This window comes from Arthrobacter sp. SAFR-044 (assembly GCF_059414985.1).
Genome location: NZ_JBPFDN010000011.1, coordinates 1 through 15,538, shown reverse-complemented (window position 1 = coordinate 15,538; position 15,538 = coordinate 1). Strand labels below are relative to the sequence as shown.

The following is a 15,538-nucleotide window of genomic DNA, read 5'->3' as shown; positions in this document are numbered from 1 at the left end:
TCAGACCGGTACCCGGAAGGTAAACGTCGTCCCCTCGCCCAGCGTGCTGTCGACGTCGATGGTCCCGCCGTGCGCCTCCACGATCGCCTTGCTGATGGGCAGGCCCAGGCCCACGCCGGGAATGGCCGTGCGCCGGACGTTGCTGGTGCGGAAGAACTTGGCGAAGACCTCGGACGCGTCCTCCGGGCTCATGCCCATCCCGGTGTCCGTGACCCGGCAGGCCAGGTGCCCGTCTTCCTGTGCCAGCGATACCACTACCTCGCCGCCGTCCGGTGAGTACTTGATGGCGTTGGACACCAGGTTGTCCAGGACCTGGGAGATCCTGGCGCCGTCCACGCGGGCCTCCAGCCGTTCCGGGGTTTCCGCCCGCAGTTCGACGCCGGCTGCTGCTGCGCGGGGCATGGCCGAGGACACGCTGCTGCGCACCAGTTCGGCAACATCCGCGGCGTCCGGCGAGACGATCAGCTGGCCGTTCCGGCTGGCCAGCAGGTCTGACACCAGGGTCAGGAGCCGCTCGGAATTCCGGTGGATGATCTCCAGCATCCTGTGCTGGGGCTGGTCCGGTTCATCGGCCAGCAGCATCTCCACGTAGCCCAGGATGGACGTCAGCGGGGTGCGGAATTCGTGGGAGACGCTCGAGACGAAGTCGTCCTTGGCGGAGAGCGCGTTGACCAGGTCCGTGACGTCGCTGAAGGCGATCACGGAGCCGGTGAAGTTGCCGTCGGAGTCCCTCATGGCCCGTGCCGTGGTCACCACCGCCCTCTGGTCCTTACCGTCGCCCAGCCAGACCAGGTAATCGGTGAAGGTTTCCCCCAGGACGGCGCGGCGCACCGGTCGCTCCTGGACGGGGACCAGGGTTTTCCGGTCCGGCCCGTAGACCAGCAGCTGTGGTTCATTGGGGTCCGCAACGTTCCTTGGCCGGGCCAGTTCATGGTTGGCCCGCTGCTTCCGGTTCATCAGGATGTCATGGCCGTCGGCATCAACAGCAAGGACCCCCAGGTGCACGGTGTCCAGCACCGTGTTCAACAGGGATTCCTGGCGCTTGCTGGTGCGCAGGTTGGCCTGGAGCTGCTCGTCCTTTTCTTCGAGCTGCTCCTGCTGGCGCATCATGCTCAAGGTCAGGACGCTCACGGATACACCGATGCCCAGCATCATGACGGGCAGCAGCAGGGAACGGGCGAAGTCCTGCGGCATGTAGTTGCCCTTCAGGAGCAGCGGCACCCAGATGATGGCCAGCGGGCCAAGGAAGGAGAACCACAGGGCAGCGCGGGGGTAGTACCCGGACGCACAGAGCCAAATGACGGGGAACACGGCAAGGAGGGTGATGCCCGTCAGGCTTTCCTGGCCGCCTTCCCTGCCCGCTGCGATGGAGACGAAGTCCAGCAGCGGGATCACCAGGAAACTGGTGTAGGGCAGGCGTTCCCAGGGGATGGCGTAGCAGAGCGCCATGAGGGCCAGCTGCGAGACGAGGAACGTGACGAACAAGGGGCTGTTCATCGTGGCTGGGAAGAATGCCCACATGAGCACGGCCGTCAAGATGGTGGTCACGAACAGCGGCATCTGGCTCATGGCCACCCGGTCCGTCAGCCGGTATTCGTGGAAGGGCCGTTTGAAAAACTGCAGCCTTCCCGAGGACCAGGCCGTGCGGCTGCTCATGGCTCGGAGGACGCGGACGTCGTGGTGTGCGGGACCATACCAGCAGGATATCCGCAGCCAGCTATACTTCTGACGTTGGCACTGAGGGGGCTCTATGAGTGAGGCACGTGTGGGTCTGGTCATCGAGGATGACCACGACATTCGGGAACTGGTTCGCACTGTGCTGACCCAAGCTGGATTCGACGTGTCCGTCGCCAGCGGCGGCGCCGAGGGCGTCCTGATGGCCAAGAGCCTGAATCCCGATGTCATCACCCTTGACCTGGGCCTGCCGGACATCGACGGCTTTGAGGTCTCGCGGCAGATCCGCGAGTTCTCGGATGCCTACATCGTGATGCTGACGGCGCGCACCGAGGAACTGGATACCCTGATCGGGCTCGAGTCCGGGGCTGACGACTACCTCACTAAGCCGTTCCGGCCGCGGGAACTGCGTGCCCGGGTGGCGGCCATGATGCGCCGGCCGCGGTCCGTTCCGGACCCGCGCGAGGTTGCCGTTGACGCTTCCGCTGACAGCGCCGCCCACCCCGAGCGGGGGAACTTCAACCACAACGGGCTTGAACTCAGCTACGCCTCCCGCACCGTCATGGTGGACGGCAAGGAGATGAACCTGACCCGCACGGAGTTTGAACTCCTGTACGCGCTCCTGGAAGCCGGGCGGACGGTCAGGACGAAGTCCGACCTGGTACGCCGGCTCCGGGATGAGGATTACGACGTCGGCAGTTACATCAGCGAGGCCGACGAACGTTCCGTGGAGGTCCACATGGGAAACCTGCGCAAGAAGCTGGGTGACTCGCCGCAGCAGCCGCGGTGGCTGCAGACAGTTCGCGGGGTGGGCTACCGCTTGGCGCCCGGGCAGCACTGAGCCTGCAGCCGGTGGGTGGTTTGGCGGCTGCACTGGGTAACGGGCCGCAGATATGTGGCCGCCAACCTGGGTAACGCTACCGCCATGTCAGCGTGGCGGGCCTCCGCCCGGATTTCGTTCTCCAACTCGAGGGCCAGTCCTGCCAGGCGCTCCGCCCCCACCATTTGGCTCGAGGTCTTCAGGCTCAGGACCGCGTCGATGGATCCCTCAAGGTCTCCGGTGGTCAGGGCTAGCCGAAGCCGGTCCAGCCGCTGCGGCAGGTACGCGATGAAGTTTCCCACGAAGACCATCGTGTACCCCTCTTCCTCCTCGAGTTCTTCGCGCAACCGGTCCAGGACGGACTGGTCCACCAGCGGCCTCGGCGCATCGTCTGACGTGCTCATGACACTCCTTTCCGCCGGAATCGCGGTCCCTGGAATCAACGCGGTTGTGCGTGGCTGCTTGCTGTTTTTTCAGGTTAGGACCGTGTGCCTGAGGTGGCAGGAGACCGGGCAAGAATTGTGGTTTTCTTGATGGGAGTGCGGTGTTTGGCCGAGTAGTGGGGCCGAGGACCTCAGGTGTTCTTCGTCAGGCCGGCGTCCAGGAAATGGACCAGCTGGGCTTCGAGGGCTGAACGGTCCTTGAGTTCGCATTCCCAGACGGTCAGCACCTCCCAGCCGGCCGCTTCGAGCTCGCGGCGCTGGCCGGCGTCCCGCTCGCGGGTCCGGGTGCGTTTGGCAGCCCAAAAGTCAGCATTGGCTTTGGGGGCGTGCAGGCCCACCCTGCAGTCGTGGAAATGCCAGAAGCAACCGTTCACGAAGATCACCTTGTGGCGCCCCGCGAACACGAGGTCAGGATTGCCGGGAAGTTTTTTGCTGCCGGACCTTCCGTGCAGGCGGTAGCGGTAGCCTTTGGCGTGAAGGAGCCGGCGGACCAGCAGTTCGGGTTTGGTGTGCTTGCCGCGGATCCGGGACATGTTCCAGCTGCGTTGCTCTGGGGTGAGCTTGTCCGCGCTGGTTGCGTCGGTGCTGGAAGTGTCCGGCATTCCTCCAGTCTAGGAGCGCCTAGATCTCCCGTTCCGGTTGTTCGCCGAACACGAAGTGCCGGCCGCTGACCGACTTCGGCTGGATCTCCACATAGAAGTCCTTGAGCGTGGGTACCCACGTCTTCAGGCCAAGCTCTTCAATGGCTGCAAGCTCACTCGAGTTGCTGAGGACCCGCGCTGTTCCCCGGAGGACAACGGACCAGGCCTCCTGCGACAGGATGCCGTCGGTTTCGAACAACACCTGGTCGTTGATGGTCAGTTGTGCGAGCTTGTTCCCGGGCGCCGTGCGCAGGTAGAGCTTCCGGTTGGACGTCACATAGTTGACCGGGAAGATGTCCGGTTCCCCTGCAACGGAGACCACCAGCCGACCATGTTGGGTTGCAGCAAGGAGGCGCCATGACTGATCATCATCAAGTTCCAGGACGGGATTGCCGTCTGCGTGTTCAAACATCATGCGGCCATTCTTCACAGCCGGGCAGGAACGCACCAGAGGCCGGAGGCCCCTTTACGAAGCGTTCCTGCCTTTACCGGGCGTTCATGCCGTGCCGCGCGCAACTGGCCCACCACCCCATGGGCGAGACCTGGACTTTGAGCCGGCGCCCGCAGGACGCGCAATAGCGCGGCGGTTCCAGCTGCAGAAGGTCAGCGCACCTGGAGTGCTGGTACGACGGCGGTGCGTCGCCGCCGTCGTACTTTTCCTCCTTGGGCGCGTCCTTCTGCCGGGAGGACGGCTGAAGCGGAAGGCCGCAGAGTTCGCAGTAAGGGGTTTCGGCCGTGTGGGGCTGGCTTTGGGTGCTCATAGGGTTTTCTGGAGTTCCTTGATGGGCATGTTGAGGTCCACCAGGAGGTCGAGGTCGGCGGCGGCGGGGCGTCCCAAGGTAGTCAGGTAGTTGCCCACGATCACGGCGTTGATGCCGCCGAGCAGGCCACCGCGGGTGCCGAGGTCGCCGAGGGTGAGTTCCCTGCCGCCGGCATAGCGCAGGACGGTGCGGGGCATGGCCAGCCGGAAGGCCGCGATGGCGCGCAGCGCGTCTTTGCCGTCCATGATTTCCTGCTTTTCCAGCGGCGTACCGGGTCTCGGGTTGAGGAAGTTGAGGGGAACCTCGTGCGGCTCCAACGCTGCAAGCTGGGCGGCGAGCTCGGCGCGCTGCTCCAGCGTTTCCCCCATGCCGATCAGCGCGCCGCAGCACAGCTCCATTCCGGCGTCCTTGACCATGGCGCAGGTCTCCAGCCGTTCCTCATACGTGTGGGTGGTGACCACGTGGGGGAAGTAGCTGCGCGCGGTTTCGAGGTTGTGGTTGTAGCGGTGCACGCCCCATGAGGCCAACTGGTCCACTTGCTCCTGCGTGAGCATGCCCAGGGAACAGGCGATGTTGATGTCCACTTCCTGGCGGATGCGGTCGATGGCGAACTTGATTTGGTTCATCAGCTTGATGTCGGGCCCCCGGACTGCCGCCACAATGCAGAATTCGGTGGCGCCGGTTGCGGCGGTTTCCTTTGCGGCCCTGACGAGCTCGGGGATATCCAGCCAGACGCCGCGGACGGGGGAGTCGAACACCCCGGACTGGCTGCAGAAGTGGCAGTCTTCGGGGCAGCCGCCCGTCTTGATCGAGATGATGCCTTCAACCTCCACGTCCTCACCACAGTGTCGCAGGCGCACCTGGTGGGCCAGCTCCAAGGCGGCCGGGAGGGCGGCATCGGGGAGGCGGAGGACTTCCAGGAGCTGTTCCTCGGTGAGGCCGATGCCCATTTCGAGGACCTGTTGGCGGGCTGCTTCCAGGATTGGGTGGCCCTGGTGGTTTGGGGAGAAGTTCATAGCCGTCCTTTTGGCTTTGGGATATGTCTTCTTTGACGCTAGTTCCGCTGTGCCATCCCGATTTTGTGGGCTGCCCACAATGCGTGCGGGCACCTTTTGTTGACAATGTGAGTCAAGGCTTTACAGAGCTGAAACAAAACGGTGATCAGCCTGTCTTGTCGGGTGGATAGCGTCGGTCGCAACCTTCGAACCTCGAACGAAAGCGACGCACCAAAATGGCCAATGACTCGGAGACAACGCAACTACTGGAACCGTCCGCACCGCCGGGTGCCGCCGTCGTCGGACGTTCTCCGGCAATCCCCACGGCGGGCAACACCTCAGCTCTGAACGCCACCAAAGAGAGTCTGGAGGACTACACTCTGCGGTTCGCGCCGCGGTCGTACCGCAAATGGAGTGCAGGTGTGGTGGCCACCAGTGCGCTGGGCGGCATAGCCTACCTGGCGGACTTCTCCATCGGGGCGAACATTGGCATCTCCTACGGCACGGTCAACGCGATCCTGGGCATCCTGGTGGCCGCCGTGGTCATCTTCGCCACGGGCTTTCCCCTGGCGTACTACGCGGCCCGCTACAACATCGACCTGGACCTGATCACCCGCGGCTCCGGCTTTGGCTACTACGGGTCGGTGGTCACCAACGTCATTTTTGCCACGTTCACTTTCATCTTCTTCGCGCTGGAGGGCTCCATCATGGCGCAGGGGCTGGAACTGGGGCTGGGGATTCCGCAGTGGCTGGGGTACTTTGCGTCGACGGTCATCATCATGCCGCTGGTCATCTACGGCATGAACACGCTGGCGAAGCTGCAGGTATGGACCACTCCGTTGTGGCTGCTGCTGATGGTGGTGCCTGTCGGTTACCTGCTGATCTCGCACCCGGAGAGCATCGACAGCTTCTTCGCGTACACCGGTGCGACAGGCGACGGCGGCCCGAATCTGGCCTCCGTCATGCTCGCCGCCGGCGTGTGCCTGTCCCTGATGGCGCAGATCGCCGAGCAGATCGACTACCTGCGGTTCATGCCGCCGCGCACCGACGCCAACCGGGGCGCGTGGTGGCGGGCAGTGATCCTGGCCGGGCCGGGATGGGTGATTTTCGGGGCGATCAAGCAGATCGTCGGCCTGTTCATCGCCATCTATCTCATTGCCACGCTGGACCCTGCCGCCTCTTCCACGGCGAACGAGCCCGTCCACCAGTTCCTGGGGGTGTACCAGGAGATGATGCCCGCGTGGCTGGCGATGACGCTGGCGGTGGTTTTGGTGGTCATCTCACAGATCAAGATCAACGTCACCAACGCGTATTCCGGCTCCCTGGCGTGGACCAACTCCTTCACGCGCATCACCAAAACGTACCCCGGCCGCATGGTGTTCGTGGCCGTGAACCTGCTGATCGCTCTGGTCCTGATGGAAGCCAACATGTTCGACTTCCTCAACACCATCCTCGGTTTCTACGCCAACTGCGCCATGGCCTGGGTGGTCACCGTGGCGTCCGACATCGCCATCAACAAGTACCTGCTCAAGGTTTCCCCCAAGGTGCCGGAGTTCCGCCGCGGCATGCTGTACGCGGTGAACCCCGTTGGCTTCGTGTCCATGCTGGTGTCCGCAGGGGTTTCGATTGCCGTGTTCTTCGGGGCCTTCGGTGCCGCGATCCAGCCGTACTCACCGATCTCCGCGGTGGGGCTGGCGTTGGTGCTGCCGCCGGTCCTGGCCGTGCTGACCCGCGGTAAGTTCTACCTGCGGCGGATTGACGATGGAATCGACCTACCGATGTTCGATGGCGACGGGAACCCGAGCGACGCCAAGCTCCTCTGCCACGTGACCGGCCTGGAGTTCGAACGGCCGGACATGGTGCGCTCCGCGCAGGACGCGGCCGACGGCGGCCCGCAGTATGTTTCGTCGCTCGCCTTGTCCACGGACAAGACGGGGGAGTTGGTGCTGCCCGCCCAAAAGTAGGGTTTTTCTTCTGAAGGAAGCCGGTGCAATTCCTGCACCGGCTTCCTTCATGAATTTTTGCTTTCCGGGCTGGTGGTAGAACGTTTGGCGGTGCCTGTGGATAAGCCTGACCACCGGATTGTGACGTGGGCTACCCTTAAGGCACTGTTCGGAGCAAGCCGTCTTGAAAGTACTGGGGGAATAGCGGCCCATGACATCACAGAGCTTTTTTACTTCCCGCTTTTCAGGGTCCAGTGTTGCGCGGTCCCGTGTTGGGCGGTCAAGTGCGGCGGCGGCGCTTGTTATTGGTTGTGCGCTCGCTTTGTCCGGCTGCAACTCCGGCGGCTCGCCGGGGCCGGGCAGTACTTCGTCCCAGGTGGCTGCCGAGACACCTACTGCCAGCGCCACGGCTACTCCCACACCCACGCCAACAGCCGTCTATAAGCCAGCCGACGCGACCGGTCCCGCCCAGAACGTCCCGGTCCCCGTGCTTCCCGAGGTGGCCAAGACGGAGACGAAGGAAGGGCTTGAGGCGTTCACACGGTACTGGTTCGAGCTCCTGAACTATGCGTACCAAACAGGCGACATAGCGCCTGTTCAAGCTGTAACTTCACCAGCCTGTGAGTTCTGTTCGAACATTACTAGTTCCCTGACAACGAACTACCGGGGGGACCGGTGGCTTGCTGGAGGCAGAATTACAATTCCAGCCGCAAGCACCTCTTTCGAGCGCTCAGCAGACGCCAACTACCAAGTGATCCTCCAGGTTCTGCAAGACACGATCACCTATTATGAGAGAGGCGGATCAGAATTTAGGGCGGCCACGAAGTCGTCAAATACCGGCAATGTAATTCTGGTTGGATTTGAGAACTCGGCATGGCGTGTCAACGGCCTGCACCCGCTTCGCTAATGAGTACTTCAAATGTGGGCCGGGGCGTTGTACAAACTGTTTTGGTTTTTGTCATCATGCTCACCGCGCTTCAACCGGCGATCGCAGATAGCGGTACTGATTCCGGTTTCATCGACAACGGGGTGGGCGTTGATACTTGGGTCGTTGACAAAAACACGGGTAAGGGGACCTTGGAAACGCCAAGCTCAGGAGTTGACGACCCCAACGAGTACAAATATGAACTTCAATGCCATCTCGGCGGGGGCGACTTTGATACGCCCTGCCTTGCCCGCCAGCTCGACTGCAAGGACCGGGAGGACGGCGCCAAAGGCATTCCGGTCATGTGGCTGTCACGGCCGCGAGGCGTACCGGGTGCGGTGTGGGCGCATCACTCCGGCCCTACCTGCCTCTATGATCCGAAGCCCGAGGACCTCCTGCCCCGGATCGCCGCGGATATCCAGCGGCAGTTCCAGAACCTGCCGGTGAACGCCGGGGTGGTCGTGGCCCAGCCCAGCCCCAACACGTTGCGCGGCGCCGAGACGAACTTTTACGCGGAAGCGGTTGAGCAGCAGTTCGACATCACCATGTTTGGCCAGAAGGTTCACGTTGTGGCGACGCCGGTGCAGTACACGTGGAACTACGGTGACGGCACAGTGTTCGGCCCGCAGCCTTCCATGGGCGGCCCGTTGCCGCAGGATCGGTGGGGCGAGAAGACCCGGACCAGCCACGCGTACGCCTCAACAGGGGATTTCCAGGTTGTCCTGACCACCTCGTTCCAGGGCACCTACTCGGTTAATTCCGGGCCGCCGCTGCCGATCCCCGGTCAAGGCCAGTTCAACGCCCCACCCCAAGGGATCAGTGTGTGGCGCTCGCTCACCCGCAACTACGCCGACGACTGCAACACCAATCCACAGGGCCAGGGATGCCCGGGTGTTGGAGGATAGCCCAGGAACAGAAGGGAGCATGTGATCCCGATCCCACCGGTCAAAGACCGGAATAGTTGCACGGGCCCCAAAGTTGGCAAAGACAGTACGTCTTCAGCCTTCGAAAGGAACTGCGCATGCTGTTTTCTCCACTCACCCTCGGCGAACTTGAACTTCCCAACCGACTGGTGATGGCACCCCTGACCCGCCTCCGCGCGGGTGAGAAAGGTATCCCCGGCCCGCTCCTGGCTGAGCACTACCGCCAGCGCGCCTCCCTGGGCCTCATCGTCAGCGAGGGCACGTACCCCGCCCCTGCCGGCCAGGCGTACCCGGGCCAGCCCGGCATCGTCACCGAGGAACAGGTTGCCGGATGGAAGAAAGTTACCGACGCCGTCCATGCCGAGGGCGGGCGCATGTTCGCTCAGATCATGCACGGCGGCCGGGTGTCCCACTCCGACATCACCGGCGGCCTGCCCATCGTCGCTCCCAGCGCCGTGGCCATTGGCGGCGTGGTCCGGACACCGGCCGGCAAGAAGCCGTATCCAGTTCCGCACGCACTGACCACCGACGAACTCCCCATGGTGATCCAGGAGTTCGTCAACGCTTCCCTGAACGCCATTGAGGCAGGGTTCGACGGCGTGGAGCTGCACTCGGCCAACGGTTACCTCCTGCACGAATTCCTGGCGCCGAACTCCAACGTCCGGACGGACAGCTACGGCGGATCGCCCGAGAACCGCGCCCGCTTTGTCATCGAAACCATCAATGCCGTGGTGGCAGCCCTGGGTGCCAACCGCGTGGGCGTGCGGATCTCCCCTGAGCACAATGTGCAGGGCATCGCGGAGACGGACGCGGCGGACGTCCGCGCCACCTACGAGGTCCTCGTGGACAGCATCGCACCGCTCAACCTGGCATACCTGAGCATCCTGCACCACGAGCCGGCGGGCGACCTTGTCCAGGACCTCCGTGCGCGCTTCGGCGGGACCTTCCTGGTCAACACCGGCTTCGGCGTCATCACCACACGGGAAGAAGCCGTGAACCTGGTGGCGGAAGGCCACGCTGACGCCGTTGTAGTGGGCCGGCCCGCGATCGCCAACCCGGACCTTGCACGGCGCTGGAAGGAAAGCCTCCCCCTCAACGAGCCGGATGCCTCCACGTTCTATGCGGATGGCGCCACTGGTTACACGGACTACCCGCTGTACCAAAGCTAAGCGCGGTCCCACCAGCCAACCTGCTGAATAAGACGACGACGGCGGCACCCATCACGGGTGCCGCCGTCGTCAGCTGTCAGGGGTGCTGGTCCCGGGCAGCGGCGCCGAAGGCCATCCGACGACCTCCGGCTCAAGACTTGTGTGGCCCGCCGGACTCCACTGGAAGCCGGCGGTGATCAGATGCTACTCCAACGAATGGACTCTTACCAGAGCCAGTTTTGCCACCTGGGAAGTTGGCTACAGAACAGCTTCGCGGCCAGTGCCTTCCTTCATCAGCAGGCGCCCGTCCTCAATCGATACCAGCACGCTTTTGGGTTTCCCACTGACCTTGGTAATGGCCTTCAGCCCCCGGTTGGTAACCTCGACTCCCACCTGTGCGCCCTTTGCCGGTAACTCCACGGACACCTCGGATGCGATGCCGAGCAACGGGTTGGTGGAAACCCCCAGGTCCCGGCGCACCTCCTTGCCGTTGACCGTCACGGTGATGTTGGCCTCGTCGAACCCCTCCTGAAAAACCACAAGCAGTTCCCGCATGATCGCCTCTTCCTCGAGCGTCGGCGCCAGTAACGGCATGTCCACTACAGCACTTTGCAGGGCCCAGCGGAATACCCTTTCTTTCCCCGCTGCACCCTCGTCAGCACACCGTTCGGTGGAGCCCGGCTGGCCGGTAGGGCAAGATGTTCTGGTGACTCAACTGCCTGCTCCCTCCGCCGTTCCCACCTCCTCCCGCGCATCGGAGGAGGACGCAATCTTCGACCAGATCGCTGCCGAGTTGGGCGTCAAGGCCTGGCAGGTGAAGGCGGCGGTTGGATTGCTCGACGGCGGGGCGACGGTCCCCTTCGTCGCCCGGTACCGCAAGGAAGCCACCGGCACGCTGGACGACACCCAGCTTCGCGACCTCGACGAACGGCTGCGCTACCTCCGCGAACTGGCAGACCGTCGTCGTGCAGTCCTCGAAGCGATTGAGGGGCAGGGCCAGCTGACGCCTGAACTGCGCAAGGCAATCCTGGCAGCGGACACCAAGTCGCGGCTCGAAGACATCTACCTGCCGTTCAAGTCCAAGCGCCGGACCAAAGCCCAGATCGCCCGGGAAGCAGGTTTGGAGCCGCTCGCGGACACCCTGCTGAAACGGCCGGACCTGGATCCCGAACACGAGGCCGGGAAGTACCTCAACAGTGAGCACGCCATCGGTGACCCCGCCGCCGCGCTCGCAGGTGCACGCGCCATCATGGTGGAGCGGGTGGCCCAGGACCCTGACCTCGCCGCGACCCTGCGGGACAGGATGTGGACCCAGGGCAGGATGGTCTCCCGCGTCAAAAAGGGCAAGGAAGCCGAAGGCCAGAAATTCGCGGATTACTTCGAGTTCGCTCAGGCACCAGACCGGATGCCCTCGCACCGGACACTCGCGCTGTTCCGCGGCGAGAAGGACGGCGTCCTTGAACTTGACCTCGCCGAAGCCGACCCGTCGGACGACGCCGCCCTCACCGCCGCCCGCGCCCGCTACGAGTCCGCAGTGGCCAGGTTCCTCGGGGTCGCCGACCGTGGCCGTCCCGCCGACGCCTGGTTGATGCAGACAGCCCAGGTGGCCTGGCGCTCACGCGTGCTGGCCCGGCTCACCTCCGACCTCCGCGCCAGGTTGTTCGCAGCAGCTGAGGACGAAGCCGTCAGGGTGTTCGCCGCTAACCTCCGCGACGTCCTGCTGGCCGCCCCTGCCGGCAACCGTGCCACCCTGGGCCTGGACCCCGGCCTGCGGACCGGGGTAAAAGTCGCGGTGGTGGACGGCACCGGCAAGGTAGTGGCCACTGACACGGTCTACCCGCACGCCCCGGCGCGGAAATGGGACGAAGCCCTGGCCACCCTGGTGCGCTTGGCGCGGCAGCACGCCGTCGAACTTGTGGCTATCGGCAACGGGACGGCGTCGCGCGAGACAGACAAACTGGCTGCCGAACTGATCAAGCTGCTCCCGGAGGTGGACCGGAAACCCCAGAAAATCGTGGTGTCCGAGGCCGGTGCGTCCGTCTACTCCGCCTCCGCGCTCGCCGCCGCTGAACTGCCGGGAATGGACGTTTCGCTGCGCGGCGCCGTGTCCATTGCCCGGCGCCTGCAGGACCCGCTCGCCGAACTCGTCAAGATCGATCCCAAGTCCATCGGCGTGGGGCAGTACCAGCATGACGTGACAGCGTCCAAACTGGACCGCAGCCTGGACGGGGTGGTGGAGGACTGCGTCAATGCCGTGGGTGTTGACGTCAACACCGCCTCGCCCGCACTGCTGAGCCGCGTGGCCGGCGTCGGCCCCCTTCTGAGCGAAAACATCGTGGCCTACCGGAACGAGCACGGACCCTTCAGGAAGAGGACCGACCTCAAGAAAGTGCCGCGGTTGGGCGCCAAGGCGTTCGAACAGTGCGCAGGATTCCTGAGGATTACCGGGGGAGCGGAGCCCCTGGACGCATCAAGCGTGCACCCCGAGTCTTATGCGGTGGCGAGGAAGATCCTCGTGGCCGCCGGTTCGGCACCTGCCTCCTCCCTGGATCCGCAGAAATTCGTGGACGGCTCGGCCGGCCTTCCCACCGTCAAGGACATCCTCGCTGAGCTGGATAAACCGGGACGCGACCCACGTCCCGCCTTCACTACCGCCACGTTCTCGGAAGGCGTTGAGAAGATCTCGGACCTGGTGCCGGGCATGGTTCTCGAAGGAACGGTAACCAACGTGGCCGCGTTCGGCGCATTTGTGGACGTTGGAGTCCACCAGGACGGCCTGGTCCACGTGTCTGCCCTGTCCAACCGCTTTGTGTCCGACCCGCGCGAGGTGGTGAAGTCCGGCCAGGTGGTCCGGGTCAAGGTACTGGAGGCTGATCCGGAGCGGAAGCGGATTTCCCTGACGTTAAGGCTCGACGACGAACCAGCCGGCGGCGGTGCAGGTTCCGGGCGGCGGGACGCAGACGGCCGAAAGGCTGGGCGCGTTGGACGCCCCGACCGCCAACAAGCGGGGCAGCAGGGATCGACCACTGGTGGTGGCCGGCCGGGTCCCAAACCCCAGCCCGCCAATACGGCCATGGCCGAGGCACTCCGCAAGGCCGGCCTGGGCAAGTAGTCCGCGGGCCTTTTGACGGTGGCGGCTTTTCTGCAAGGGTGGGGTATGACCTACTTCCTGGAGTACACCGTTCCTGTTGCCCCCGGTGATGCCGAGTTCGCGTTCCCCAACGATGAGATCAACGCAGGCACCACGGTCCCGCTGACCCAGACGGAGGCCGACGTGGTGCACACGACGGTTCTTCCGGCGCGTACCGGGATTATCGGCGCAACGGTACCCGAGGCGAAGCTGGAGGCCGAGCAGCTGATTACGCACAGCCGGGCATCGGAGGGGGCCTTGTACTTCGATCCCTCCGACTCCCTCCAGGCTGGTGTGGGTACGTTGGTGAGCAGGTTCAGCGAAGGCCAGGGCTGGCAGGATGTCCAGGAGACTGGTCGCTAGCCGGCAGTCCCCAGGATGCGCGGCCTGCCGAATCTTGTCCGGACTCCAGGGGAGTAGAGGACCGACTCTGGCGGGCCGCTGACGCTGATGCCGGCAGCTCTCACCAATCCATCGCTGAGATGGTGGACCTCGGCGCCGAAGAGGGGCCATTCGTGGTGGGTGTTCGGAACGTAGATGGTTCTGCCCCGGAAGCGTCCGTGCATGCCATACCTGGCGGTCAGGAAGATGGACAACGGGTCGGCAGCCGCGGTCTGCAGCCTGGGAATGACCACGAACTTGCTGCGGGCGGCGGTGGCGCCAAACCGGTGGACCGAGTAGCCGACCGGAAGTTCCCCGCGCTGCCGGCTGTGGTCCGGCTGCTGCCATCCTGACGCCCGCTGTCGCTGCCCGGAAAGGGTTGCACCTGCAAAATACGCGACCACACGTAAGGGATTCCGGCAGCCCGGGTGGCCAGCACGACCGGCAGCCGGTTTGCGTCCAGGGTCAGGAACACCACCCCGCGGGTCCCATCCGGCTCACGGGAGTAAAGCCGGACATTGACCTCGTTGAAGCTTCCGAGGTAGGGAATGCCGGGACCGTGGCCGAGCCCGGCCTGCACCATGCGGAATCCGATGAGACCTACCCACGAACTCCCGTCGAAGACATCCGGTTGGAGCCCGTACGGCATGAACGTGGCCGCTAATGCTTCAGGGATCCGCCAGTGGAGGAACACTGCGTCAAGCCACCGCTGGTCGGAAAATACCGGCGTTGGCAATTCCGGCGGGCGCGGCCACAGGAAAGCCGCAGTCAGGTTCTTGGTCAACGTTCTTCCGCTCCTTTCTGGCCTGGCGCGACGGAGACCCGGATCATTGGGCCAGGCAGCGCTTAGCTCAGCGGGCGTGTGTCTTCGGGTAGCTGGCCACCGGCGAGAAGCTTGGCGGCTGTGTCAGCCAGGGCTGTCAGGGCTACCCGCTGCGTCCAAGGGCCGTACGAGATGCGTGCAACACCCAGTTCCTGCAGCTTGGCCGGCGGCAGGGAGCCGGGGACGCTAATGACCGAGATTTTGTTCCAGCCGATGCCCTCTACCAGTGCGGTGACCGTGGGCTCGTCCAGGAGCCCAGGGACAAAAACTGAGGTGGCGCCGACGTCCAGGAACGCCTTGCCGCGTTCGATCGCATCTGCAAGTACATCCTGAGGCTTACGGTCCTTCCCCTTGAGGAATGCGTCGGTCCGGGCGTTCAGGACGAAGCCGACTCCTTCTGCAGCGCCGGCATGAACAACGGCTGCCATCTGGTTGACGGCATCTGTCAGCGGGCGCATCTGGTCCTCTATGTTTGCGCCGACGATTCCGACTCCGATGGCCTTGCGGATGGTCTCGCCCGGATTGCCGTAACCGGATTCAAGATCGGCGCTGACAGGAAGGTGGGTGGCTGCGGCGATGCGCCCCACAAAGCCGATCATCTCGTCGACGGGAATGTTCTCGCCGTCCTGGTAACCCAGTGTTGCGGCGATGGAGTGGCTTGCCGTTGCCAGGGCAGTGGTTCCAGGAACGTCCGTTATGACTTTGGCCGTGATGGCATCCCACACGTTGACCACCTGGAGGATCTCAGGGGCCTCGTGGAGGCGGAGAAGTTCGGTGGCTTTTGCACTGCTGGTATCGGTCATGGGTGAAGCCTAACGGAGACTCTTTGGACACTCTTCATTGTCGTTGGTGGGGTGGTGGGGGTGGTTTGAAGTAGTGGTTTTGTTGGGGTGTTTGGGTGGGGTCGATGTGGGGTGGGGGGATGAATGTG

16 protein-coding genes and 1 pseudogene are annotated in these 15,538 nt (G+C 64.1%); 7 read left to right on the top strand and 10 right to left on the bottom strand.

Going from position 1 to position 15,538, the window contains the following annotated elements; translation table 11 throughout:
• On the bottom strand, positions 1–1,656 hold the full coding sequence (locus ACR65J_RS16365; RefSeq protein WP_440171035.1) for a sensor histidine kinase: 1,656 nt from the start codon (positions 1,654–1,656) through the stop codon (positions 1–3).
• Between the two features lie 94 nt (positions 1,657–1,750).
• On the opposite strand from ACR65J_RS16365, the gene ACR65J_RS16360 reads away from it, so the two are divergent.
• Entirely contained in the window at positions 1,751–2,515 is a 765-nt protein-coding gene (locus ACR65J_RS16360) for a response regulator transcription factor (RefSeq protein WP_440171033.1), read from the top strand.
• Here the strand turns inward: ACR65J_RS16360 and ACR65J_RS16355 are convergent.
• The 5 genes from ACR65J_RS16355 to bioB all read right to left on the bottom strand — a co-directional run bounded on the left by ACR65J_RS16355 (position 2,488) and on the right by bioB (position 5,355).
• Positions 2,488–2,898: an Hpt domain-containing protein gene (locus tag ACR65J_RS16355; protein WP_440171031.1), complete on the bottom strand. Its 411-nt coding sequence runs from the start codon at positions 2,896–2,898 to the stop codon at positions 2,488–2,490. The two genes, ACR65J_RS16360 and ACR65J_RS16355, sit on opposite strands and share 28 nt — an antisense overlap.
• Before the next feature lie 170 nt (positions 2,899–3,068).
• Positions 3,069–3,539 (bottom strand): very short patch repair endonuclease, encoded by a 471-nt coding sequence (locus ACR65J_RS16350; protein WP_440171028.1) that lies wholly within the window; start codon positions 3,537–3,539, stop codon positions 3,069–3,071.
• Between the two features lie 19 nt (positions 3,540–3,558).
• Entirely contained in the window at positions 3,559–3,993 is a 435-nt protein-coding gene (locus tag ACR65J_RS16345; RefSeq protein WP_440171025.1) for a pyridoxamine 5'-phosphate oxidase family protein, read from the bottom strand.
• A 70-nt stretch (positions 3,994–4,063) separates the two neighbouring features.
• Entirely contained in the window at positions 4,064–4,339 is a 276-nt protein-coding gene (bsaP, locus tag ACR65J_RS16340; protein ID WP_440171023.1) for a biotin synthase auxiliary protein BsaP, read from the bottom strand.
• A complete protein-coding gene (gene bioB / locus ACR65J_RS16335; protein WP_440171020.1) occupies positions 4,336–5,355 on the bottom strand; it encodes a biotin synthase BioB in 1,020 nt (339 codons plus the stop codon). Before bioB ends, bsaP begins: the two co-directional genes overlap by 4 nt.
• 215 nt (positions 5,356–5,570) lie before the next feature.
• Between bioB and ACR65J_RS16330 the strand changes: the two genes are divergently transcribed.
• From ACR65J_RS16330 to ACR65J_RS16315, 4 genes are all read left to right on the top strand, one after another.
• The gene (locus ACR65J_RS16330; protein ID WP_440171018.1) at positions 5,571–7,298 is read left to right on the top strand and encodes a purine-cytosine permease family protein; all 1,728 of its coding nucleotides are present in this window, start codon (positions 5,571–5,573) and stop codon (positions 7,296–7,298) included.
• A gap of 190 nt (positions 7,299–7,488) precedes the next feature.
• The gene (locus ACR65J_RS16325) at positions 7,489–8,184 is read left to right on the top strand and encodes a DUF6318 family protein (protein ID WP_440171016.1); all 696 of its coding nucleotides are present in this window, start codon (positions 7,489–7,491) and stop codon (positions 8,182–8,184) included.
• A 41-nt stretch (positions 8,185–8,225) separates the two neighbouring features.
• Entirely contained in the window at positions 8,226–9,107 is an 882-nt protein-coding gene (locus ACR65J_RS16320) for a PKD domain-containing protein (RefSeq protein ID WP_440171014.1), read from the top strand.
• Between the two features lie 116 nt (positions 9,108–9,223).
• Entirely contained in the window at positions 9,224–10,294 is a 1,071-nt protein-coding gene (locus ACR65J_RS16315; RefSeq protein ID WP_440171012.1) for an alkene reductase, read from the top strand.
• A gap of 237 nt (positions 10,295–10,531) precedes the next feature.
• On the opposite strand, the gene ACR65J_RS16310 is transcribed toward ACR65J_RS16315, so the two are convergent.
• The gene (locus ACR65J_RS16310) at positions 10,532–10,828 is read right to left on the bottom strand and encodes a hypothetical protein (RefSeq protein ID WP_440171235.1); all 297 of its coding nucleotides are present in this window, start codon (positions 10,826–10,828) and stop codon (positions 10,532–10,534) included.
• A 160-nt stretch (positions 10,829–10,988) separates the two neighbouring features.
• On the opposite strand from ACR65J_RS16310, the gene ACR65J_RS16305 reads away from it, so the two are divergent.
• Positions 10,989–13,385 (top strand): Tex family protein, encoded by a 2,397-nt coding sequence (locus ACR65J_RS16305; protein WP_440171233.1) that lies wholly within the window; start codon positions 10,989–10,991, stop codon positions 13,383–13,385.
• Positions 13,386–13,430: 45 nt separating this feature from the next.
• Positions 13,431–13,766: a hypothetical protein gene (locus ACR65J_RS16300; protein WP_440171010.1), complete on the top strand. Its 336-nt coding sequence runs from the start codon at positions 13,431–13,433 to the stop codon at positions 13,764–13,766.
• Here the strand turns inward: ACR65J_RS16300 and ACR65J_RS16295 are convergent.
• From ACR65J_RS16295 to ACR65J_RS16285, 3 genes and pseudogenes are all read right to left on the bottom strand, one after another.
• Positions 13,763–14,188 carry a DUF2071 domain-containing protein gene (locus tag ACR65J_RS16295; RefSeq protein ID WP_440171007.1) on the bottom strand — a complete coding sequence of 142 codons (426 nt, stop codon included), beginning with the start codon at positions 14,186–14,188 and terminating at the stop codon, positions 13,763–13,765. The two genes, ACR65J_RS16300 and ACR65J_RS16295, sit on opposite strands and share 4 nt — an antisense overlap.
• Before the next feature lie 35 nt (positions 14,189–14,223).
• A pseudogene (locus ACR65J_RS16290) lies at positions 14,224–14,478 on the bottom strand (DUF2071 domain-containing protein); the annotation flags it as partial.
• 152 nt (positions 14,479–14,630) lie between these two features.
• Positions 14,631–15,410 (bottom strand): isocitrate lyase/PEP mutase family protein, encoded by a 780-nt coding sequence (locus ACR65J_RS16285; RefSeq protein ID WP_440171005.1) that lies wholly within the window; start codon positions 15,408–15,410, stop codon positions 14,631–14,633.
• Between the last annotated feature and the right edge of the window lie 128 nt (positions 15,411–15,538).